28 protein-coding genes and 2 tRNA genes are annotated in these 19,843 nt (G+C 37.8%); 8 read left to right on the top strand and 22 right to left on the bottom strand.

The window, feature by feature from the left end; translation table 11 throughout:
• Nucleotides 1-6 precede the first annotated feature (6 nt).
• From argJ to FGL89_RS05380, 7 genes are all read left to right on the top strand, one after another.
• Entirely contained in the window at nt 7-1,221 is a 1,215-nt protein-coding gene (argJ, locus tag FGL89_RS05410) for a bifunctional glutamate N-acetyltransferase/amino-acid acetyltransferase ArgJ (RefSeq protein WP_014974986.1), read from the top strand.
• 38 nt (nt 1,222-1,259) lie between these two features.
• On the top strand, nt 1,260-1,997 hold the full coding sequence (gene argB / locus FGL89_RS05405; RefSeq protein WP_041773239.1) for an acetylglutamate kinase: 738 nt from the start codon (nt 1,260-1,262) through the stop codon (nt 1,995-1,997).
• Nucleotides 1,998-2,021: 24 nt separating this feature from the next.
• Nucleotides 2,022-3,143 carry an acetylornithine/succinylornithine family transaminase gene (locus FGL89_RS05400; protein WP_014974988.1) on the top strand — a complete coding sequence of 374 codons (1,122 nt, stop codon included), beginning with the start codon at nt 2,022-2,024 and terminating at the stop codon, nt 3,141-3,143.
• 55 nt (nt 3,144-3,198) lie between these two features.
• Nucleotides 3,199-3,270, top strand: a tRNA-Asn gene (locus FGL89_RS05395).
• A gap of 127 nt (nt 3,271-3,397) precedes the next feature.
• On the top strand, nt 3,398-3,685 hold the full coding sequence (locus FGL89_RS05390) for an AFWIR motif membrane protein (RefSeq protein WP_014974989.1): 288 nt from the start codon (nt 3,398-3,400) through the stop codon (nt 3,683-3,685).
• Between the two features lie 40 nt (nt 3,686-3,725).
• Nucleotides 3,726-4,100, top strand: coding sequence for a TIGR02328 family protein (locus FGL89_RS05385; protein ID WP_014974990.1), 375 nt, complete (start codon nt 3,726-3,728; stop codon nt 4,098-4,100).
• A gap of 202 nt (nt 4,101-4,302) precedes the next feature.
• Nucleotides 4,303-4,542: a hypothetical protein gene (locus FGL89_RS05380; protein WP_014974991.1), complete on the top strand. Its 240-nt coding sequence runs from the start codon at nt 4,303-4,305 to the stop codon at nt 4,540-4,542.
• Nucleotides 4,543-4,568: 26 nt separating this feature from the next.
• Here the strand turns inward: FGL89_RS05380 and FGL89_RS05375 are convergent, their stop codons facing one another.
• The 21 genes from FGL89_RS05375 to FGL89_RS05285 form a co-directional block, all read right to left on the bottom strand.
• Nucleotides 4,569-5,336: a helix-turn-helix domain-containing protein gene (locus FGL89_RS05375; RefSeq protein WP_041773240.1), complete on the bottom strand. Its 768-nt coding sequence runs from the start codon at nt 5,334-5,336 to the stop codon at nt 4,569-4,571.
• Between the two features lie 447 nt (nt 5,337-5,783).
• Nucleotides 5,784-6,911, bottom strand: a complete 1,128-nt coding sequence (locus tag FGL89_RS05370) for a tyrosine-type recombinase/integrase (protein WP_147000461.1) — start codon at nt 6,909-6,911, stop codon at nt 5,784-5,786.
• Between the two features lie 109 nt (nt 6,912-7,020).
• Nucleotides 7,021-7,209 (bottom strand): hypothetical protein, encoded by a 189-nt coding sequence (locus FGL89_RS05365; protein WP_147000488.1) that lies wholly within the window; start codon nt 7,207-7,209, stop codon nt 7,021-7,023.
• Complete coding sequence (locus tag FGL89_RS05360) at nt 7,209-7,406, bottom strand: hypothetical protein (protein ID WP_147000460.1); 198 nt, start codon at nt 7,404-7,406, stop codon at nt 7,209-7,211. The genes FGL89_RS05365 and FGL89_RS05360 overlap by 1 nt, the downstream gene beginning before the upstream one ends.
• A 9-nt stretch (nt 7,407-7,415) precedes the next feature.
• Entirely contained in the window at nt 7,416-7,763 is a 348-nt protein-coding gene (locus FGL89_RS05355) for a phage head closure protein (RefSeq protein ID WP_147000459.1), read from the bottom strand.
• Nucleotides 7,756-8,055, bottom strand: a complete 300-nt coding sequence (locus FGL89_RS05350) for a head-tail connector protein (RefSeq protein WP_147000458.1) — start codon at nt 8,053-8,055, stop codon at nt 7,756-7,758. The genes FGL89_RS05355 and FGL89_RS05350 overlap by 8 nt, the downstream gene beginning before the upstream one ends.
• A gap of 55 nt (nt 8,056-8,110) precedes the next feature.
• A complete protein-coding gene (locus FGL89_RS05345; RefSeq protein ID WP_147000457.1) occupies nt 8,111-9,253 on the bottom strand; it encodes a phage major capsid protein in 1,143 nt (380 codons plus the stop codon).
• Between the two features lie 11 nt (nt 9,254-9,264).
• On the bottom strand, nt 9,265-9,834 hold the full coding sequence (locus FGL89_RS05340; RefSeq protein WP_147000456.1) for an HK97 family phage prohead protease: 570 nt from the start codon (nt 9,832-9,834) through the stop codon (nt 9,265-9,267).
• Nucleotides 9,831-10,904 carry a phage portal protein gene (locus tag FGL89_RS05335; protein WP_147000455.1) on the bottom strand — a complete coding sequence of 358 codons (1,074 nt, stop codon included), beginning with the start codon at nt 10,902-10,904 and terminating at the stop codon, nt 9,831-9,833. The genes FGL89_RS05340 and FGL89_RS05335 overlap by 4 nt, the downstream gene beginning before the upstream one ends.
• Entirely contained in the window at nt 10,901-11,065 is a 165-nt protein-coding gene (locus tag FGL89_RS08635) for a hypothetical protein (protein ID WP_186727192.1), read from the bottom strand. Before FGL89_RS08635 ends, FGL89_RS05335 begins: the two co-directional genes overlap by 4 nt.
• A 12-nt stretch (nt 11,066-11,077) precedes the next feature.
• Nucleotides 11,078-12,913, bottom strand: a complete 1,836-nt coding sequence (locus FGL89_RS05330; protein ID WP_147000454.1) for a terminase large subunit — start codon at nt 12,911-12,913, stop codon at nt 11,078-11,080.
• Nucleotides 12,910-13,386 carry a phage terminase small subunit P27 family gene (locus FGL89_RS05325; RefSeq protein WP_147000453.1) on the bottom strand — a complete coding sequence of 159 codons (477 nt, stop codon included), beginning with the start codon at nt 13,384-13,386 and terminating at the stop codon, nt 12,910-12,912. Before FGL89_RS05325 ends, FGL89_RS05330 begins: the two co-directional genes overlap by 4 nt.
• 338 nt (nt 13,387-13,724) lie before the next feature.
• Nucleotides 13,725-14,225, bottom strand: coding sequence for a DUF8602 domain-containing protein (locus FGL89_RS05320; protein ID WP_147000452.1), 501 nt, complete (start codon nt 14,223-14,225; stop codon nt 13,725-13,727).
• A 76-nt stretch (nt 14,226-14,301) separates the two neighbouring features.
• On the bottom strand, nt 14,302-14,712 hold the full coding sequence (locus FGL89_RS05315) for a DUF722 domain-containing protein (protein ID WP_147000451.1): 411 nt from the start codon (nt 14,710-14,712) through the stop codon (nt 14,302-14,304).
• Between the two features lie 9 nt (nt 14,713-14,721).
• Nucleotides 14,722-14,919, bottom strand: a complete 198-nt coding sequence (locus tag FGL89_RS05310) for a hypothetical protein (RefSeq protein WP_147000450.1) — start codon at nt 14,917-14,919, stop codon at nt 14,722-14,724.
• Nucleotides 14,919-15,158 (bottom strand): hypothetical protein, encoded by a 240-nt coding sequence (locus tag FGL89_RS05305; protein WP_147000449.1) that lies wholly within the window; start codon nt 15,156-15,158, stop codon nt 14,919-14,921. The genes FGL89_RS05310 and FGL89_RS05305 overlap by 1 nt, the downstream gene beginning before the upstream one ends.
• Before the next feature lie 10 nt (nt 15,159-15,168).
• Nucleotides 15,169-15,486, bottom strand: a complete 318-nt coding sequence (locus FGL89_RS05300) for a hypothetical protein (protein ID WP_147000448.1) — start codon at nt 15,484-15,486, stop codon at nt 15,169-15,171.
• The gene (locus tag FGL89_RS08630) at nt 15,483-15,650 is read right to left on the bottom strand and encodes a hypothetical protein (RefSeq protein WP_186727191.1); all 168 of its coding nucleotides are present in this window, start codon (nt 15,648-15,650) and stop codon (nt 15,483-15,485) included. Before FGL89_RS08630 ends, FGL89_RS05300 begins: the two co-directional genes overlap by 4 nt.
• Nucleotides 15,651-15,943: 293 nt before the next feature.
• Entirely contained in the window at nt 15,944-17,182 is a 1,239-nt protein-coding gene (locus tag FGL89_RS05295) for a virulence-associated E family protein (RefSeq protein ID WP_147000447.1), read from the bottom strand.
• The gene (locus tag FGL89_RS05290) at nt 17,182-18,066 is read right to left on the bottom strand and encodes a bifunctional DNA primase/polymerase (RefSeq protein WP_147000446.1); all 885 of its coding nucleotides are present in this window, start codon (nt 18,064-18,066) and stop codon (nt 17,182-17,184) included. Before FGL89_RS05290 ends, FGL89_RS05295 begins: the two co-directional genes overlap by 1 nt.
• An 84-nt stretch (nt 18,067-18,150) precedes the next feature.
• Nucleotides 18,151-18,345, bottom strand: a complete 195-nt coding sequence (locus FGL89_RS05285) for a helix-turn-helix domain-containing protein (protein ID WP_147000445.1) — start codon at nt 18,343-18,345, stop codon at nt 18,151-18,153.
• Nucleotides 18,346-18,493: 148 nt separating this feature from the next.
• Between FGL89_RS05285 and FGL89_RS05280 the strand changes: the two genes are divergently transcribed.
• Nucleotides 18,494-19,108, top strand: a complete 615-nt coding sequence (locus tag FGL89_RS05280; protein WP_147000444.1) for a helix-turn-helix domain-containing protein — start codon at nt 18,494-18,496, stop codon at nt 19,106-19,108.
• Between the two features lie 642 nt (nt 19,109-19,750).
• Here the strand turns inward: FGL89_RS05280 and FGL89_RS05275 are convergent.
• Nucleotides 19,751-19,838 (bottom strand) — tRNA-Ser (locus tag FGL89_RS05275).
• Nucleotides 19,839-19,843: the final 5 nt, after the last annotated feature.

Genomic DNA, 19,843 nt, shown 5'->3' with positions numbered 1-19,843 from the left:
AGAACTATGACAGAATTACTTTCAAAAATAACACAGTTAGATAGTGCTGATATCGCAAAACCCATCGGTTTTCACGCCGATGGTCAACATGTTGGCCTAAAACATAAATCAAAAGATCTTGGCTGGATTTTCAGTGATGTACCTGCAGCGGTAGCAGGCGTATTTACCACCAACCAAGTACAGGCAGCACCCATAAAACTTGATAAAGAAACGATTAAAGATGGTCTGTTGCAAGCAATTATTGTCAATTCTGGCAATGCTAATGCCGTAACTGGCAAAATTGGTCATCAACATGCTAAGACAATGCAACAGACAGCAGCTGATAGTCTCAACATTGATCCTAACCTCGTTGCTGTGGCTTCAACTGGTATTATTGGACAAGTTTTACCCATTGATAAAGTAGTTAATGGCATACATCAGCTCCATATCGCTGGTGATTCAAAAGCTTTCGCACATGCCATTATGACAACCGATACCGTTGAAAAATCAATTACGGTTCAGAGCCAAATTGATGGTCATACTGTGACAATGAGTGGTGTTGCCAAAGGATCTGGTATGTTGCATCCAAATATGGCTACTATGCTTGGTTTCATTACCACAGACGTTAGTATCTCACCTATCCTACTTCAAAAAGCCTTATCCGAAGATGTTGAAACGAGTTTCAACCAGATTACAATCGATGGTGATACGAGTACCAACGACACCGTACTAGTTATGGCTAACGGACAAGCTGGACATGACGAAATCATAACTGCATCATCAACCTATGATCATTTTAAAACAATGTTACATACAGTTACCACAGCTTTGTCTATTGGTATTGCCAGCGATGGTGAAGGTGCAACTAAGCTGCTTGCCGTGACCGTCAAGAACAGTGAATCATCATTAGATGCACGTATGGTAGCTAAAAAAGTCGTTGGCTCTTCGTTAGTGAAAACAGCAATGTTTGGTAAGGATCCTAACTGGGGACGAATTATTGCTGCTATTGGCGCAAGTGATGTAGCCGTTGATCCTGATATTATTGATATATCACTTAATACAATCCCCGTCATGACCGACGGTGCACCAACAGATTTTAATCAAGAAGCTATGACAGAAGCCCTTGAACAGAAAAAAATCGCAATTGACATTGATTTGCATAATGGCTCAGCTTCTGGTCAAGCTTGGGGTTCTGACCTCACTTATGATTATGTTAAAATCAATGCCTTGTACTCAACATAAACAACAATTAGACATATAGAAACACGGAGGCTTGCATGATGACTAAAAAAATGATTATTAAAATTGGTGGTTCAACGACAACACAACTGACACCTGCTTTTTTTGATACACTCAAGCATTGGCAAAAACTCGGCTATCAAATTGCCATTGTCCATGGTGGTGGCAACGTCATTTCAGATCTCATGTCACAGCTCAATGAACCAGTAGAAAAAATTAATGGTATCCGTTTCACCACACAAAAAGGTATTGATATCACTAAAATGGCCTTACTTGGCCAAGTACAGCCCTCACTGATTGAATCTTTCCGCCAAAATGGTGTACCAGCTATTGGCCTCAATGCTGGTAGCAATCAGCTATTAACTGGCCATGTGTTAGATCAAGACACTTATGGCTACGTTGGCACCATTCACCAAGTCAATACCCAACTCATTCAAAAAATGTGGCAACAAAATTTAATACCAATCATTGCCCCATTAGCTATTACCAACGAAGGCCAATGGTTAAATGTCAACGCTGATACTGCTGCTAGTGCGATTGCCAAATATTTAAAGGCTGACAAACTGTACTTACTCACAGACGTTTCTGGTATCAAAGTAAGTGGCAATATTTTGCAACAACTAACACCAAAGATGGCCTTGGAACTAAAAAAATCACATATCATCACTGGTGGTATGATTCCCAAAGTCAATAGTGCGCTTCATGCCGTACAGCTAGGGGTTCATCATGTTCACATTACTGACACCGTAACGCAACCAGGTACGGTTGTCACTTTATAATCATATTTTACAGGGAGAATATTCATGCCACTATTTCCAAATTATCATCGTGCACCAGTAACTTTTATCCAAGCCAATAATGCAACTTGGGTGGACGAAAAAAACCAATCGTATAGCGATTTATCCAGCGGTATCGGTGTTTACAATGTCGGTGCATGTCACCCACAAGTTGAATCAGCTCTTGTCGAACAAGCTCACCATCTTTGGCACGTACCTAATTTATATCAAAATCCGTTGCAAGAAACAGTCGCACAAAAACTTGGTGGTGATACATACACCACCTATTTTGCTAATTCAGGTGCCGAGGCTAACGAGGCAGCAATTAAATTAGCTCGTCTCGCAACTGGTAAATCAACGATTATTTCTTTTACCAACTCTTTCCACGGACGGACATATGCTGCTATGGCTGCTACTGGTCAAGATAGTATCCATGCTGGCATGCCCATGCTTACTGGGTTTGAATATGCCAAATTCAACGATATTAACAGTGTCAAATCACTACTTAATGACGACGTCGCAGCGATTATGCTTGAACTTATTCAAGGTGAAGGCGGCGTCATTCCAGCTGAACAAGCATTCATTGATGACTTAATTGCCCTCGCCCACCAACAACATATTTTAGTGATTATCGATGAAGTACAAACAGGCATGGGCCGTACTGGAAAAAAATTTGCTTTTGAGCATTTTGGATTTGAACCAGATATTTTTACAAGTGCTAAAGGACTAGCCAATGGTATCCCTGTGGGTGCTATGTTAGCCAAAAATGAACTAGCCCCAGCATTAGCCTATGGCACACATGGCTCAACATTTGGTGGTAATCCGCTAGCTATGGCAGCAGCCAGTGCTACGCTAACCGTCTTAGATGGTGTACTTAATGATATTGATGATAAAATTAAACATTTTTGGCTAAAGTTAGATGAATTTCGGCAACTTCCGACAGTAAAAGAAGTCCGTGGCCTAGGAATGATGGCCGGCATTACATTAAATATCCCTGTGAATGATGTTGTATCTGAACTACTAAAAGCACATATTATTGTACTATCAGCAGGAAATAACACTTTACGTCTGTTACCGCCATTAACCATCAGTACAGAACAATTAACAGATTCACTAGAGAAAATAAAACATTATCTTCTTAAAAAATAAGTATTGACATTTTTTTCCAATCTTGGTATACTGTAATAGTTGATTAGTTAACTATTGCTCCATAGTTCAGTGGTAGAATAACGCACTGTTAATGCGCAGGTCCTTGGTTCGAATCCAAGTGGAGCAGTACAAAACATCGAAAACTTAAATGTTTTCGATGTTTTTATTTTATAATTTATCTCATACAAATACATAGAACTGGTTGACTAGATATTAATCAAGGTGTTACGCTATTACAAACGGAGGTACATTACATGTTCGGTATACTTTTCTTTGCATTATTTGCAGTTTTATGGGTCATTTATCTTGTGTCACTTTTATTTGCAAGTACATTTGGCATTATTCCAAGGCTCATATTGGCCATCATTCTCATTCTAATTTTCAGTTTTATTATCAAAAACTTTTGGGCAATCGCTGGTGTCATCATCCTCATCTCACTTGCATTCTGGATCCGTTCAAAATTTATTCAACCACGTCAAAGCAAAGTTGATGACAGTATATTTGATGGCGATTTTGAAGAAATAAATAAAGACAAAAAATAATGTTGGCCTATCGCAAGCCTACGTGAGGAGAATAATAACCATGCGTTTATGGCATGAAAATCTAATCAAACAGTTGCCTAGACAACAACTATTAGGACAACATCGTGAATGCTGTGCGCTACGTGGTAAAGGTTGGGGCAAACCGCATGCTACGGTGAATTATGTATTTGACCACTCACCCTTCAAATTGTATCAATACCACAAACTTGTGATGACAGAAATGCTATCACGCGACTATCAACCAGATCCATTGTGGCTGGAGCCCCTGTATCGTGGTAAACATACCCTACCCTACACAACATTAGAACCGATTGTACCTACCCATCCGCTTTATCCTGAGCATAACGAGACCTACCTTGCAGACTGCTTAGAGAATCTCAGGAAGAAAAATATTTTCATTGATCATGTGATATAACAAAAAGCCTCCGCCCAACTTACTTAGATGGGCGGAGGCTTTTTAGATAATTATTTCGTTAAAATTGTTTTTATGCATTTTCAGAAAGTTTCAATCATTTTCTTTTTTTGATATAATTATTTCCATACTAAATAGAATCAATCAATTAACACTAACCATACGTGCATTGAACCACGTTAAAAGCATTATTGGGGATGACCATATGAATAAAACAAGTGCAATGCCAATTTGGCTTATGATTTTCGGATTAATATTATTACTTTTGACTATAATCGCACAGATTCTTACAGGCAATCATATTTTTTCAAAAATTGGGTTGTATATATTTGCTATTTTTTGTTTAATTAATGCTATCTATGACTATAAAGTCACGCAGAAAATAACTGCTTCAGCTGCAAGTATTTGCGCAGCCGTTTGCTTTTTATTAGTGGCCTGGACATAAGCAACGCTCAGGACATTCAACTGGTCTTATTCCACAACTAATTCTTGAATTGCCCTAGAATAATGGATTTTATGTTTCAATGTCTTGGTAGGTCCCATGTTTAAACTTAAATTTTCCTTATTTTTTGAATATACTAATCTGTTAACGGCAGATACATTACTTTTCATCACCTGACTAACTGAACTGCCTGGCACAATTCTAGCTATTTTGACATAACTACCCTTATGATAAGCCATCACGTATGGATTTTTAACACCTGGATTAATGCCAGTGGTTAGTGTCAATTTATGCCAATCTGTACCCATTTCATTATCAGAAAACCACCTTGTCCAATACCCATGATTTTTTTGATTATTTGGATTAATTTCTTTGTCGTCAGGCATTTTAGTGTATGCCACTTGATACTGCAAAAATGGATTCAACCGGTCAATTGTATTAATTCCTTTTTGATAGCCAATTGTTAAAGTGACAACCCAAGCAATCAATAATAATAACATCGAGCCAAATATAATAGCTACCTTTTTATATCTTTGTTTCAACGACACATCTTTGTCAATTGACTCCGCAACACTTATCCGTTTATCCTTCATATCTATTTCTTCTCCAAACATTATTTTTTCGAAAGATATGTCAAACAAGAGACTTAAACTACGTAAAACATCTAAACTAGGATAATTTTTCCCAGTTTCCCACGTTGAAACAGTTTGACGACTAACATGAACCTGATCAGCCAATTCTTGTTGCGTCATCCCCTGTCCCATACGCAGTTTTTTTATATCTTGTTCAAAGCTCATATCTTTCACCTCTAATTTAACTTTATTATCAAGAACAATACTAGCAATTAAAGCTATCATTTGTAAAGCAAGCGAGACTAGCACCAAAGACACCACCTCTTCAGCCGCATTTTAATTGATATCAAAAACCAACTAATAGGCACTGCAACGTCATTGATATGTATGATATATGCTTGTTGATGTGGCGGAGATTTCCTTTTTCTACAAAGAAAAAACGGCTTAAACGCCGTTAAATTGCTTACTCGCTTGATTTAATTTAGTACCTAAAAAGTACCTTTTTGTGTGAAATGCTATGAAATGCAGTGCAACGTTTTTGAACAAAAAAAGCGCTACATCAAGGTTTTTGCAACCTTATGCAACGCCATGAAATGCTGAATGGAGAAGAAGGGATTTACTAAGACCCTTTTATACCAATACATCAGGCGTTTTGTGTTACTTTATGTGTTATTATAGTTCAAGTTTCGACAAAATGTTACCAGTCTCATCACTGGCTCTTTTTGTAATATCACTATACACATCAAGTGTCATAGAGACATCTGCATGACCCAAATATGTTTGCACTTGTTTAACACTAGCACCCTGATCTAATGCTAATGTCGCCCATGTGTGACGTAATTTGTGCATAGACAACCCAACAGCCACACCGTACTTATTGCTGACATCATGCAACCATTTATTAGGTCTCATAACTTGAAGCGTTTTGCCCTCGTTATTAAATACATAATCCTCTGCATTTTTATACAATGAAAAATTATACCAATCAGACAAAACAGACAACATCTTATTATCAATCTTGAGTGTACGTTTACTAGTCTGACTTTTGGGGGCTTTGATATACGTACCGCCATTAAAGCCACGACCTAGCGCCTGTACAATGCTTATATAACCGCCATTAAAGTCTACCTGCTCCCACTGTAAGGCAAGTAATTCTTCTGTCCTCATACCAGTCATAGCACCCAATCTAAGCAATGTATAGGCTTGCTGATTAATGTATTTATATTGGCTATCCAAAACTTCTAGAAAGGCTTTAAATTCATCAACGTCCATAAATTGCTTACGTTTATTGACTTGTCTACGTTCTTTAGGCATCTCAATTTTTGTAAATGGGTCAACTGGTATCATATCCATACGAACTGCAATATTAAGCAAGCGCCTTAAATAGCCTGTTATTTTGCGATAATGTAATATTTTGCCTTGCATTGTGTTAATATATCGTTGTAAGTCTAATGGCTTAATATCAGTTACACGTGTATCACCCCATGCAGGAATAATATGCACGTTGAATACATTCATTGTTTTATTGAGTGTACTTTCTTCAACCGTGTGCTGGTAGGTTTCAAGCCACATATCATACAACTCTTTAACGGTCATAACGTTGGGAGTTGTTTTTTTATTGTATTTACTCTGCCCATTACTAAACAAAGCCACCTCATTATTAAACCATTGTTGTGCGCTACGTTTACTGTCAAAACCTCGTTTTTTGGCTCTTGCTTGTGTGCCGTCTTGATGCCTACCAATATAGCCCACGACTTCATAGACTTTACCGTGTTTGCTATCAACTTGTTTTATCTGCATTTTTATACTTCCTTTTGATGATTGAGCCAAAAGGTCAAAATAAAAAAAGCGTGGTAATTTCAAACTAACACGCTTTCATTATTTCATACTATTTGACTGGTTGCACGTTTTAATCGTAGTAATGTTTTACAGCTTCATCAATTTCATCACGATCATATCTGATACCATGTTCTGTCGGATAAGCCTTTACCTTGCCATTCTTAACATAGTGCTTCATGAACGTGTTATCAGCAACACTGATATATTGATGTGCTTCATTTCTGTTTAACCACTTTGGCCAGCGTTGTAATTGTTGCATCATTTATTCTCCAATGCCTTAATTTTAGATTCATGTACTTGTACTTGACTGTTTAGACGTTCCATATTCTCAACTACTCCCTTGATTTCTTTTGAGAAGTAGTTGATTTCGTTGGTTAATAGCTTTATTGTTGTATACATTTTCCATGCTATCAACCACAGTGGAATGCCAATAATAATAATCGTTTGAATAGCCATAATGTCCCCCTATTGTATTGATGTGTTTAATTTCAAAGTAACAATGTCATAAGTAATAATATTATTGCTATCATCTGGACTAATACCCACAATGTCGTAATATTTACCATCTGGCAGTTTGGCAATCAAACTATCATCAAGTCTCTTGCTGTGCCGTAAAACAATTAAGATAGTATCTTCGAGCTTAGTCCCAAGTATCGTGTACTGTTGGGTCATAGTACGCGTTCTAGGCGCATAGTGTAGCGTTGATTGGACAACAAATGTCGTTATCGGGTTGCCATTGTCGTCATAGTCACCAGTATCTAATGTGCCAAAGGCAATACGTTTATTAAAATCACTTGGTTTATATTTAAGCATCATAAACTCCTATTACCTCACTGCGCAAGTTCATCAGCATAATCATCACACCCTTAGAGTAGCCAGTGGACAATTCACGATCATAATACAGTGATGTCGCCATAGTTTTAATCAAACGATTATATAGTGGCTCATTAACTGCCAAAATATCATCATCAGTTACCTGTAATTTAATTGATGATTTAATCATAGACGTTGCGGAATCAATCAAGCTAGCAACCGTCTTTAACTCATTTTCATCTGTATCTATATTTAGTTCGTCTGCCAATTCCTGTGATGTCACTAATGCCATATCTGTTTACTCCTTTTAAGATTATATGTACTTCCCCACTACTGGGGAAATGATGTTACTCACCTGCTGGAACACCACCATAAGTGATAAACTTACCAGCATTAGTGTCGGCTGCCTTAAAGTCTGCACGCAAAGCAACGGCAAGAATACGTTCAAAGTTTTCGTTGTGATCCCATTCAATCGCAACATCAGAACGCATAGCTTCCAACACGAATGCCTTAGGGTCTCCCACAAAGGCTTTTGCATCACCATCAGCGCCCAACACGTCATCAGCGACAATCAAGACGTTTGAGCCAAACAATGCCTTACCCGATGCACTAGCGATTGAGTCTTGCAACAAGTAACGACCATTACCATCTTTCAACAAATCTACGGCATTGTAGAAACTTTCAGTCACAATCCATTGACGGTCATAGTTAGCCAATCCCTTGTTAAAGGCTGTCTTCAAATCATCTGTTGTGCTTGCTGACACGGCTGTGGCTGTTTGCAAAATCTTCCCAATTTGATATTGTTCAGTCAATTCTTTAGCCTCTTGAACGTAGGTATTAAGCAATGTCTTGAGGTTTGGAGCGTCTTGCACCATTTCCATAGACAATGGCAAAGCACCACGATAAGTAAGTGCCTTATAGTCAACACCTTTCAAAACTGCATTTGCAATTTCTGGATTTTCAGCTCGTTCTTCGGCTGTTGTCAATCGTGCTGTGTTCTTTTGCAAGATAGGCAATGTTCCCATACCTGATGTTACTGATACACGATTGATAACGGCTGACAAATTACGAACATCAGTCGGTACTTTTTGAATATCCAAAATCTCTTTTGGAATGACAACGCCTGCTTCTGTGGTAGTGATACCATTTGCTCGCTTTTCGGCTGTCTTCAAATAATGAATGAAGTCGCGTACTTCTGTGGTCTCTTGCTTTTTGTTTGGGTCAATTTGCATATTATTGTTTCCTTTCTTATCTGTGGGTTCTGCATCATCAGGCTTATCATCTGACAAACCTTGTGCCTTTTTAACGGCATCTAATTGGGCTTGCAAGTCATCAATTTGTTTCTGCAAATCATCAACACTGGCTACACCCTTTTGAACATCATTCGTATCAGAATCATCTGCCATTGCCAATGCTCGTACCTCTTTAACTTTGGAAGCCTTTTGGGCTTTTAAGCTACTCAATTGGGCTTCAATTTCACTAACTTTCATCTTTGTATCTCCTATTCGTAAGTTGTAAGCACTGCCAAAGCCTTAGCCTTGACCTCACTCTGTTTCAGGTTCTCAAGCGCTCTTGTGACATTCACAGTAGTGTCCTGATAAGCAGGCATAGTCACTACTGATACTTCATATAAAGCACCTATTTTTTCAATAACACGTTCTGGCGTTTGGTCTGCACCTCTATCCCAATCATCAGCATCAACTGTGAAACCAAAGCTCATGCCTTGCAAATTACCAGCACGGATATTGGTGTAAACGTCTTTCCCTAACGTGGTATTGGGAATATTTAAACTAAAACGTAATCCCTTTTTATCAATTTCTAACTGCAATGTATCGGCTGATGTTCTGCCTAATACATTCGCAAAATTATGATCGTATAACGCTACTACGTCACTAAAATCAACATCATCAAAAGCGTTGGGGTCAACACGTTCAATAAATCCACCTAGATTTTGACTTGGCTCATTAAAGACAACGGCATACCCACCTATCTGACCAATAAAGTCATCACTAGCGGTATCACGCACTTCTAACCCTTTAATATCAAAGGTTCGTGTCTCTTTATCGTTCATAAATTGATAACCCCCTTGTCAACGAGAATTTTTTGCGCCTGAGAGCCGTCTAAGATGCCTTTATCAACAAAGTTCAGTAAATCTTGCTTTAAAGTGGCATTGGAATAGTCCAAAATACTACTCATATCTAGGGCAATGTCATCACTAAACTTAGCTTGTACTTCACTAATAATTGGCTCAATGTAGCGATTTAAGCCATTCACATACATGCTTTGTATCATTTCTAGGTTACTTTGTTGGTCACCTTGACCATTTAAGTAGCTATCAGGAACACCAAACGCCTTACTAATCTGTGTTCGTTGATAAATTGCATTGTTTAAGAACTTGGCAACGTCTGCATTGATTGAGATACTTTGAAAGTCTGCACTCTGATCTAATACCAAAGTACGACCTGCATTAGCACCTGTATTGGCTTTCTCAAACTCATTACGGATATTGTCCTTAGCTTCAGGACTAACCACTGCTTCAGGTATTTTTATAACTGATGTTGGATTAAGTGCTTTCGCTATCGTACTCAACGACAGCCGATTGGCTTGTTCCTGCTGTTGGACTTCATTCACTAGGCTTTCTAGTGGACTATGACCAATCAGCTCACCACCATTGACACCATGTGCCATGATTTTAAAGTGAAGCACGCTCTTTGCTTGGTATGTCCCACCTTGATAATCACCAAAGGGTGTGATTTGATAAGTCAGTACATCATTGGTTAAATCAAGCATCACATTCTGATTAGGAACGTAGCGCAACTCTTTACCATCAATCACTACAAAGGCATTACCTGATAGCAATATCTCTAAAACAACCGTCTGCCAAAAATTGTAACGGCTAGTCAAATGACTTGGCTTGTTCAAAACATTCAAGGCGTTGGGATTACTTCCTGTAAAAATAGCACCTGCAATATCTGCACTGATAAGGCTTGTCACGCTGTACAAGTCACTGTTATGTAAAGCAACATCAGCGCTAATCAAATCATTAGGGACAATCGACACGCCACTATCCGCAAAAATAAAAGGCATGTAATTACTAGGTGTAATCATCTGCCTTGTCTCAAATGGATTCTTTAAACTCATGTGTTACCCCCTTTCGGTACTAGGATATAAGCTAATGCAAATAGTCCAATACCAATTACAAGGAAGCCTAATGGTGCCATAAGCATGAACGCACTAACTGCAAGCGAGATAATGCCTAGCACAATTAGTATGAATGGTAGATACTCGATAATATTTTTCATTGGCTCTCCTTTCTAAAATGTAAAATCTTTTGTAAAATAATCATTTATTTCATCTGAACTCATGCCTGCAAAGGGGCTTTTGTCCTTTTCATCTGGCGCATTGGTAAACTCTGTAAAGTAAAACATCCCCTCATACAAAGCATTGACAACCGCATCAGCAATATCAATCTTGGCACTGTTGGTATTCTTATCAATCTTGATGCCGTTGTTATCTTGTACAATCACTGCATTGGATAGGGCGCCAGTTATAGCACTATCATCAAGCATGGTTATCTGACCTTTAATAAATGACGTTTGTAAGAACTTGGTTGGTTCATTTAACGACTTGATACCTTGACGAACTGGAATAATCAGCCACTCATCTTTAACTTCATCAAGTCGCCTGATAAACGTGCCTGCGCCCCACTGGTCATATAGGATAGCCTTAACATTAAGATCATACTTTTCAACAAACGAGAGCATGTAGTTAAACACCTCATCTTCATCAATCAGACCAAACCTATCACGTGTAATGGTGGCAAAGCCTTTGCGTTCGACATCTCTATAATTAATTGAGTCACGTTGTTCTTTGGCTTCAATCGTTCCCGCTTTACTTAATGGAATAAAGGAATGCTGATACAAGTGATACTTTTGTTTGCCTGTATCGTCTGTATAAGGGAATACAAAAACAACAGCCGTATCATCGTTTGTCTGGCTATAATCAAAGCCAATATAGACATCTCTACCCTGCATATTGAACTCTGGAATAATCGCCTGTGTGAGTAAATCAACTGGTAGGAACGCGTTCTCTTTAGCATTCTGCCACCTATTCATGTTCTTGGTTAAGAAATCAGGCAACCGTCCTTGTGAGTTTAGCTCGTCACGCTCTGCTGTCATTTTAGTGATAGCTGACTTGCGCTTGCTTTCTAACTCAAACAGTGGGTTGGACTTCTGCCAAATCGTTGGGTCTCCAAAGGCTTCATCATCGTCATCTTGCTCCCAACATAGGAACAGAATGTTATCAATCTCATGCCAGTTCTTTTGTTCTAAATATGAGCTGTACCGCTTATAATCTGCAAACATAGGACTTCGTACATCAGTCCCACTGGTACTAATAAATATCGTTTGAGAATAAGGCAGAAACGTTTGACCTGATGTGATTGAATTAATAAAGGCACGGTCTTTAAACAAATGGTACTCATCAACCACCGCATAACTAAAATGACCAATACCATCACTGGTGGTACTTGATGATGCACTTAGTTTACGCATGGTAGTTGACTGGCTCTTAATTCTCATCTCTCGTTGATTATATTCAACGCCCCATTGCTTAGCCATCTTAGCAAATGTACCGTCTGCAAGGTTTGCCCATTGACTAGACATATATTTAAACAAGGCATCAGCATGAGCTGTATCAGCAGATGCAACAGCTAACTGTCTGTTTGTACTTGGTTGACCAAACAAGAAATTGAATAGGCTTATAAGCGCCATAATGGCTGTCTTACCATTGGCACGTGCCATTGATATAATGGCTCTATCAAAGCGTTTACCATTTGTATCTGGCTCTGTCCAACCCTCAAGCATACCGACAATAAATGCTTCATAAGGACTAATTTTAAATGGCTCACGCGTTTCAAGGTCAACCAATAATGTGCTGAACTTGATAATCTTGTCTGTACGGTCTGCATCGTAAACATAGTGAAATGTTGGATCACTTTTAATTCGTTGCAAGTCGGACAAATACCGTTCACAAGCCAATTTTATTTTATCGCCTGCTATGATTTTGCCTGTTAAAACACCAATCGCATATTTAACCGTGGGTTCATTTATCCCATATTCAGTTATGACATCTTGGTATTGTTCAATCATTTACCGCCACCAAACATATCAGCAATGACATCAGCACTCAAAGAATTATCGTCACTGTTAGCCATATCAATTAATGTGGCACGTGAGCTTGGACTTAGTCCTAAGTCGCCACCCAATGACTTAACCTTGCCTGTGGAATCATTTAAGACGGCTGTGGCTACGTTCTTATACCAACGCCCATCTTTCTCATACATCACACCAATGTCTTTAATCGACTCATAGGCTTCACGCATCACACTGTAATTGATGCAGAATGCTTCAAGCGTTGAGCGGTCTGCTGATGTAATATACCCCAACTTATTCAATTCAGGCACCAGTGTCGTCCACAGTCTACTAGCTACACCTGTTAAATGTTTGGGTGACGTCTTTGGTAATTGGTTCAATTCAGCATTAGCCTCTTTCAAGGCTTCGGTGCGTTGTCTTTGGTAAGCACGGTCTGAATCATCTGATGTAATTTTTGCTTTTCTAGGCATTCTATGTCTCCTTTGATATTTTTAATTTATGTACGCAAAAAGCAGATGACAGGTCTGCCCCAGAGTGTCAAGAACGAAAAAATAGCTGTCTGTCTTAACGAGTTTGCCAACTCTGTAACTTGCTTCCCTTGCACTGCTACATGCGGGGGATAATTTTGATGTCGTTCAAAATTTAAAACGGAAAATAAGAAAAGGAAAATTATGGAGCAATATTAACGATTCAAATGAAATCCCACCCACCTGACATGCACAGGACATCACCCAATCGAAGTTAAACCACAATCATTCACGTACCCACCCTCCAACCATGTACGCAATAAAAAAAGAACTGACCGCAATCAATTCTTTAAAACTTTCTTCCACCATTCACGGCTTATATGTTTTAACTTGTTATCACTCATTTTGTTTTCAATAGCTGTCTTATGACTATGCTGTGACCTTGTTAACAGCCACAGGTTACTTGCATCATATTGTTCAGCACTTGTCTTTAGCAATCGTCTCGGCACAAGATGGTCAACAATTAGATCACCCTTACCATACACTCGACCATCAACAGAACTGGTATACATATCACGTTGCTTAATGTATTCGCTTATTCGTTCCCATTGTTTAGTCTGATAAAATTCATGACCTAACTCTGGTCTGATGGTTTCATTGTAGTTCCGATTGTATTCTAACTTATCACGTTGCCCACGCAATGTCTGTGACTTCAACTCTTGTGACTGTTTCAATCTAGCATGGTAACTATTCATACGTGATTGATAATGCTTATCACAGTAATCAAAGCCTAACTTAATTAGTTCACGGCAACCAATCTCGGCACATCTATGTAATCTCATTGAGTACCTCCATCTAATATTGCATACTACAATTATGCCATGTATTGTTAGTCAGAAACGGCAGAATGACGGCAACTTATACAGCAATGTCTAACTCATTAAATGTTTGTGCAACGCTATCCTTGAATGTCTTTTGATAAGTACGGCATGTTCTCTCTGACAAGTTCATACGTAATGAGATAACCACCCAAGACAAGCGCTCACGTCTATCATAGTGCATCTGTACTATCTGTCTTGTTTCTTCACTGAATGTTGTCTCTAATCGTTTAATAGCATCACGTTGCTTTGTCAGCTCATGTAAGATACTGTCTGTCTCATACTTAGCTATCAAATCATCTAAAGGTCGTGTGTGCTTGTTTAATGACTTAATACCAGCATTGTCGTCATCATGAGGTTGCCACTGTAATTCTGATCTACGCAATAGAATTTTCATATCAATCACACCAGAATAATAATCTGTTAATAGTGCATCTGTTTTATCTGCCATCTGTTCCCCTTATTCCTTTTTATTTCCAACTACCAGTGCCACCACTAATATTATCAATATGACAACAAGCAATATAACGTGCTCTAATATAAAACCAAGTATTGATGTTACGATCACTGCTAGCACCAACCAAGGAATTAACTTCCACAAGCCAACCAATGCCATATAGAACAATACAACTAACCCAACTAAACCGATAAGAAACATTATTCTACCTCATCCAATAGCTTAACGGCTTTATTCAAATACTTATTTAACATGGTTACTGCAGTTTCTGACTTGCCAATCTCTGCACTTAAATAATCAGATTTAACTATTTCACGATTAATTGCCCATGAGTTATCATTGATGCGACTTATATAATCAGTCATACCTTTTGCGAACTCTAATAATAATCGCAAATCATCATTCACATCTTTTAAAGTTGTCTTCTTAGTATTTTCCATCTTTATTCTCCTAAATCTCTTTCCCAGTAATTTCCATAACTTTGCGTTTAATATCTTTCATCTCTTTTTCAGATACTGGCTGCACAGAATAATCACCCTTAATTACTTTATTCAAATCACTACCAACTAATTCCAACATTAGTTTTTGTGCTTGCAAGGCATTAAAAGTTGATTGATGTTGAATTGCCATGTTTTGAATTTGTGACTTATAACCATCACATGCTTTTTCAAGATTAGCTAAATCATACGATTGCTGTTTTAATAGCCAACGTTGCCAAAAAATGTACGCTACCAACACCAACATAATGACCAATACTATTATTTTCATTTCAGATACCCTGTTTCCATTTCTTTTAATTTCAATCGTTCTCGCCAGTCTGACGTTGCTCCCTTGAATTGACCACTCTCAACAATGAAAATGGGTTCGTCATCTGGAAAGCAAGAATTAATAATTTTTACTGCTTCATTGAGTGTTAAATCTTTGTCTTCCATGTTTTTATCTCCTAAATTTCAATTTACCTGTCGTCTACCAATGACACTAAAATGACACTAAAACTACCTGATGTGTCATACTCTAAACGCAGTCATACCAACTTTTTAAGCTACACTATGACACTAATGACACTATTTTTTTCTAAACATATATATAAATACAAAATATTAATAGTTAACACTTATTGTATTTTAGTGTCATTAGTGTCATAAAATCGCTGTACTCCTACAGCGCCAACGTTTTAGCGTATGACACTAACTATGACACATCTATGACACTACTTCATTTAGTGTCATACTTTTTTCCAACCTCTGCCTGACGTTTTTCTGTGAAACTTCCAGCCTGGTTTATTATCCATCACGTTTTTTATTTTACTAGCGACACTTCGATTTTTTACTAAATCAATTTTATTTAAAGCAAATTCAGCAATATCAGAACTTGTCACCCACTCTAAATCATTATTATCAACATATCTGTTAATCTGGTTTTCAATCTCGTCAACATATACAAAGTTTTCACGGTGCTTAGCTAGGTCAATCTCTTGTTCACGAGTAGGATATTGCAAACCTTTGGTTTTATACTTATGCACCATCTCGCCCCAGAATTGCATTACATCTCGCTCATTTAAGTCTGTAAATGGGTGTTTAATCTGATTAGCCTTAGATGAAAGTATTGGCAAGAAGCGTCTGTTCCCTGTTTTATCTTTCAAATATTCAATCTGGTTGGAAGTTCTAGCCAAAACAAAGTGCTTAGCTCGCCTTACATTCTTATGACCGTAGGCTGGACGATATTCTAGCTCTTCCATTGTGATGAACTTTTTAGTTACTTCAAACGTACTAGACGCAGTGGCTTCCATTTCATCATCATTGACAATCAAAGCACGTTGCATTTTTGTATACTCATCTTTATTTTTGAAATTTTGAATTGTATCAACATAGGCATCACGTCCCAATTTTTTGAGAAGTGTCGTTTTCCCTGTACCTTGATCACCAACAATATCTAAAGAAAAATCAAACTTTGTCATAGGATTGTACACCTTAGCGACTGCCCCAATAAAAAACGTTTCTGTTATCAAAGTTGTAATTTCATTTTTTGGAGCGCCTAAGTATTCAGGTAAAAAGGTACTCGAACGTTCAACTTTGTCCCACATTCTTTCAGCCTTATCAAAATAGTCAATTTTCGGATTAAATTTATTCTGCTCTAATTGTGAAACTAGCGATATTGCAGAAAAGCCCATATTTTGATTGATTGTAAACCCGTAATGACGTTCAAGATAACTGATAAGGAACAATACATCAACATCTTGCATAATGCCCTTACTGATGACTGCTTCATCTATTTTAATAGTCTTGGCAATTTCTTCTTCTTCGGTAAAGTCATTAAATTTGAATACTCCATCAAACAGAGGGTCGTTTTTCAATACAAGAGCAACATTGCTCATAACAGTGCCACGTATTGCTCCCGCTTTTGTTCTTTTAAAACCTTTATACCATTCTGGATCATCTGGTAATTGTTCAAAATCATCAACCATCAACGTCCTCCCAATCTTCTTTGTTTTTCTCTCTGATATGCAGAACGATAGATCGTCTCAACTTCTTTGTCAGCAAGTGGCACATCAGAACTTTCGTTTACCTTTTTCACAATGGCATAAGCAATATTTGGGTCAACGTTTATTCTCAACAAGTATCCCGATAGACTGACACACATGTTGTTTCTTTCGCCCTCTGTGAAGCCGTCTAAGACCATTTGCCACCGTTCCTTAACAGAATACTTAGGTATTCGTCCATTCTGTGTATTACCACTTGTGGCAACGTTAGAAACCAGTTCAATCAACCAATCAGGCATCAGATTAGCATTTATAAATTTTTTACCAAAATGCTGATAACCTATTCCACCGCCATCAACTAACTTAATTGATGGTGCTACTGTGATTTTGTCTGTGATTATCTCCACACCAGGCAATGGATTATGGTTAATCTTGTCTATGTCAAATCCTTTCGGGATATAGTAGAAAACATGAAATCCATTTCGTGGTGTCTTTTCCATCACTTCATTATCAAAGTTAGGTGTGATACCTGCTTTTTTAAGTGATGTTAAACCATTCTTATTCGGTGTATGCCTGTCAACGTCTAACACCACTAATCCTGTATCTTTCAATATGATACCTATGTTGCTGTTAGCGCCATACTTCAAGAACATGTCTGTTAGCTCATGAACATCATTAGTCGCATCTAAATGTCCTCTACTACCTTTATATGGTGTGTTCGTGCCTTGCGATAACAGATAAACCGCAAAACCTTGCTGTATCAACTCATGACTTTTTATGATATAATTTGAATTGATAATATTTTTGTTAGTCCCTTGAACATTTGCCGTCAAACTCGTGTTTAGGGCTTTTTTTGTAACTTCAATCATGTAACGATTCCCCCATTACCAAGCCGATTAAGAATGCCCCACCGACTAACACGATAAGTCCTATAAGTTGTTCTACCCACGTAATCATTTTTTATCCTCCTGTAACCAGTTATTTAATTTATCAAACGTTCGCTTCTGTACTTCTGTCCTTTTACCGTCTAATATTTCTTGAAACGTTTTTGGTGAAACACCCGTTTGATGTGCTGCCTCTTTCTTAGTGATATTAAGTTTGCCGCGTTTTAGACGCAAAGATAACATCATTTCATTCGATACAATCATTTTCGCTCCTTTTCTTTACGCGTAATGTCATCATATCTATTTACGCGTTTACTGTAATTAAATTATTACATTTTACGCGTAACTTGTCAACTCTTTTTTACGCATTTCTGATATAATATGTCTACAAGGACAAATGTGAGGTTTTAAGATGAAAAACAGACTTAAAGAAATTAGAAAACTAAAAAATAAAACACTTCAAGAGGTCAGCGACCACTTTGGTATTGCTGTATCAACTTTAAATGGTTATGAAAATAACTATCGTCAGCCAAAAATGGAGATGTTTACTAAATTAGCCGACTATTACGGTGTTTCCATTAACAGCTTAATGGCTATTGATGAAAAAGATATTTCAGATACTACATTGTTAATCCCTATTGACGATGATAGTAAAATTAACTTTCAGCCAAATAATAATGATGCAAAATATGCTGCTATTGCTGTCAATCAGATATTGGAATGGTTGGATAGTGAAAAGAACTTACTTTATGCTGATGCTAGAACAAAAGAAAACAAACCAAGAAAAAAAGAATTGGAACTGTTAAAAGAAATGAATAAAACATTTTCCAATATGCGAGATGATTTTCAAATTGGTCTGGATCGTAACCTTGTTAAAACAGAAGCAGAGTACATCGCTGGTCTAAATGCGTATATTACAGCATTCAATATTTTCAAAAATATTATCGGGCTCGACAACAATATCCAAGATTCACTCTTAAAAATAACAAATGAACTTCACCAAAATAAAAAAGCCACAGATGATTAGTCCGTGGCTTTTGTTGTGCAATTAACAACCGTGTTTGTAAGCACACCTGTGGGGGCTAAAATCTAAGTGGGTGTTTTGCCCAGTTAAAGATGATATAACGATCTGGCGCACCGTTTTAGTGCATCAGGGTGTCGCGTTTCGTTACCCCCTTGCACCTGAGGTCGTGATTCGCGACCCCAGACCACTACCTCATTTTAGGGTGGTAGTTTTTATTTTATATGACGCCCCAATTCAGGGCATCGTCTGCTAACAAGTTTCCGCACAAGTGCAGAATTTATTTTCCGCCACATCTGGCAGAATCGTACCCACTTGCGGGTATGGCTATAATTGTCCAAAACTGGACAACCGTGTTTATCGACACTTCTGTCGACAAATAATTTTCCCCACTTGTGGAGAATTATGTATATATACATTTTAGATTGTATATTTATGTATTATGTACCACATGCTATTTTATGTGTTATTTGCTCAAACAAAAAACGGCTTAAATGCCGTTCTATCGCTCAATCATCGTTCAAATTTATGTGTTATTTTTGTGTTATTTTGTCTGAAATACCATGCAATCTAATGAAATGATAAACCATAAGAAAAGGCGCTACATTAGGCTTTTAATACCTTATGCAACGCCTTGAAATGTATTAGTGGAGAAGAAGGGATTCGAACCCTCGCACGCTTTAACACGTCTACACCCTTAGCAAGGGCGCCTCTTCAGCCGCTTGAGTACTTCTCCATAAC

The sequence above is a fragment of the Leuconostoc carnosum genome (assembly GCF_007954525.1).
GTDB classification, from domain to species: Bacteria; Bacillota; Bacilli; order Lactobacillales; family Lactobacillaceae; genus Leuconostoc; species Leuconostoc carnosum.
Note: the sequence above shows the minus strand (reverse complement) of the source record. Positions and strands in the feature narration are given on the sequence as shown.

What these genes read in the sequence shown, in the direction of transcription:
- argJ (WP_014974986.1), top strand. Translation starts at nt 7, where the DNA reads ATGACAGAATTACTTTCAAAAATAACACAGTTAGATAGTGCTGATATC.
- argB (WP_041773239.1), top strand. Translation starts at nt 1,260, where the DNA reads ATGACTAAAAAAATGATTATTAAAATTGGTGGTTCAACGACAACACAA.
- FGL89_RS05400 (WP_014974988.1), top strand. Translation starts at nt 2,022, where the DNA reads ATGCCACTATTTCCAAATTATCATCGTGCACCAGTAACTTTTATCCAA.
- FGL89_RS05390 (WP_014974989.1), top strand. Translation starts at nt 3,398, where the DNA reads ATGTTCGGTATACTTTTCTTTGCATTATTTGCAGTTTTATGGGTCATT.
- FGL89_RS05385 (WP_014974990.1), top strand. Translation starts at nt 3,726, where the DNA reads ATGCGTTTATGGCATGAAAATCTAATCAAACAGTTGCCTAGACAACAA.
- FGL89_RS05380 (WP_014974991.1), top strand. Translation starts at nt 4,303, where the DNA reads ATGAATAAAACAAGTGCAATGCCAATTTGGCTTATGATTTTCGGATTA.
- FGL89_RS05375 (WP_041773240.1), bottom strand. Translation starts at nt 5,336, where the DNA reads ATGAGCTTTGAACAAGATATAAAAAAACTGCGTATGGGACAGGGGATG.
- FGL89_RS05370 (WP_147000461.1), bottom strand. Translation starts at nt 6,911, where the DNA reads ATGCAGATAAAACAAGTTGATAGCAAACACGGTAAAGTCTATGAAGTC.
- FGL89_RS05365 (WP_147000488.1), bottom strand. Translation starts at nt 7,209, where the DNA reads ATGCAACAATTACAACGCTGGCCAAAGTGGTTAAACAGAAATGAAGCA.
- FGL89_RS05360 (WP_147000460.1), bottom strand. Translation starts at nt 7,406, where the DNA reads ATGGCTATTCAAACGATTATTATTATTGGCATTCCACTGTGGTTGATA.
- FGL89_RS05355 (WP_147000459.1), bottom strand. Translation starts at nt 7,763, where the DNA reads ATGCTTAAATATAAACCAAGTGATTTTAATAAACGTATTGCCTTTGGC.
- FGL89_RS05350 (WP_147000458.1), bottom strand. Translation starts at nt 8,055, where the DNA reads ATGGCATTAGTGACATCACAGGAATTGGCAGACGAACTAAATATAGAT.
- FGL89_RS05345 (WP_147000457.1), bottom strand. Translation starts at nt 9,253, where the DNA reads ATGAAAGTTAGTGAAATTGAAGCCCAATTGAGTAGCTTAAAAGCCCAA.
- FGL89_RS05340 (WP_147000456.1), bottom strand. Translation starts at nt 9,834, where the DNA reads ATGAACGATAAAGAGACACGAACCTTTGATATTAAAGGGTTAGAAGTG.
- FGL89_RS05335 (WP_147000455.1), bottom strand. Translation starts at nt 10,904, where the DNA reads ATGAGTTTAAAGAATCCATTTGAGACAAGGCAGATGATTACACCTAGT.
- FGL89_RS08635 (WP_186727192.1), bottom strand. Translation starts at nt 11,065, where the DNA reads ATGAAAAATATTATCGAGTATCTACCATTCATACTAATTGTGCTAGGC.
- FGL89_RS05330 (WP_147000454.1), bottom strand. Translation starts at nt 12,913, where the DNA reads ATGATTGAACAATACCAAGATGTCATAACTGAATATGGGATAAATGAA.
- FGL89_RS05325 (WP_147000453.1), bottom strand. Translation starts at nt 13,386, where the DNA reads ATGCCTAGAAAAGCAAAAATTACATCAGATGATTCAGACCGTGCTTAC.
- FGL89_RS05320 (WP_147000452.1), bottom strand. Translation starts at nt 14,225, where the DNA reads ATGAGATTACATAGATGTGCCGAGATTGGTTGCCGTGAACTAATTAAG.
- FGL89_RS05315 (WP_147000451.1), bottom strand. Translation starts at nt 14,712, where the DNA reads ATGGCAGATAAAACAGATGCACTATTAACAGATTATTATTCTGGTGTG.
- FGL89_RS05310 (WP_147000450.1), bottom strand. Translation starts at nt 14,919, where the DNA reads ATGTTTCTTATCGGTTTAGTTGGGTTAGTTGTATTGTTCTATATGGCA.
- FGL89_RS05305 (WP_147000449.1), bottom strand. Translation starts at nt 15,158, where the DNA reads ATGGAAAATACTAAGAAGACAACTTTAAAAGATGTGAATGATGATTTG.
- FGL89_RS05300 (WP_147000448.1), bottom strand. Translation starts at nt 15,486, where the DNA reads ATGAAAATAATAGTATTGGTCATTATGTTGGTGTTGGTAGCGTACATT.
- FGL89_RS08630 (WP_186727191.1), bottom strand. Translation starts at nt 15,650, where the DNA reads ATGGAAGACAAAGATTTAACACTCAATGAAGCAGTAAAAATTATTAAT.
- FGL89_RS05295 (WP_147000447.1), bottom strand. Translation starts at nt 17,182, where the DNA reads ATGGTTGATGATTTTGAACAATTACCAGATGATCCAGAATGGTATAAA.
- FGL89_RS05290 (WP_147000446.1), bottom strand. Translation starts at nt 18,066, where the DNA reads ATGATTGAAGTTACAAAAAAAGCCCTAAACACGAGTTTGACGGCAAAT.
- FGL89_RS05285 (WP_147000445.1), bottom strand. Translation starts at nt 18,345, where the DNA reads ATGATTGTATCGAATGAAATGATGTTATCTTTGCGTCTAAAACGCGGC.
- FGL89_RS05280 (WP_147000444.1), top strand. Translation starts at nt 18,494, where the DNA reads ATGAAAAACAGACTTAAAGAAATTAGAAAACTAAAAAATAAAACACTT.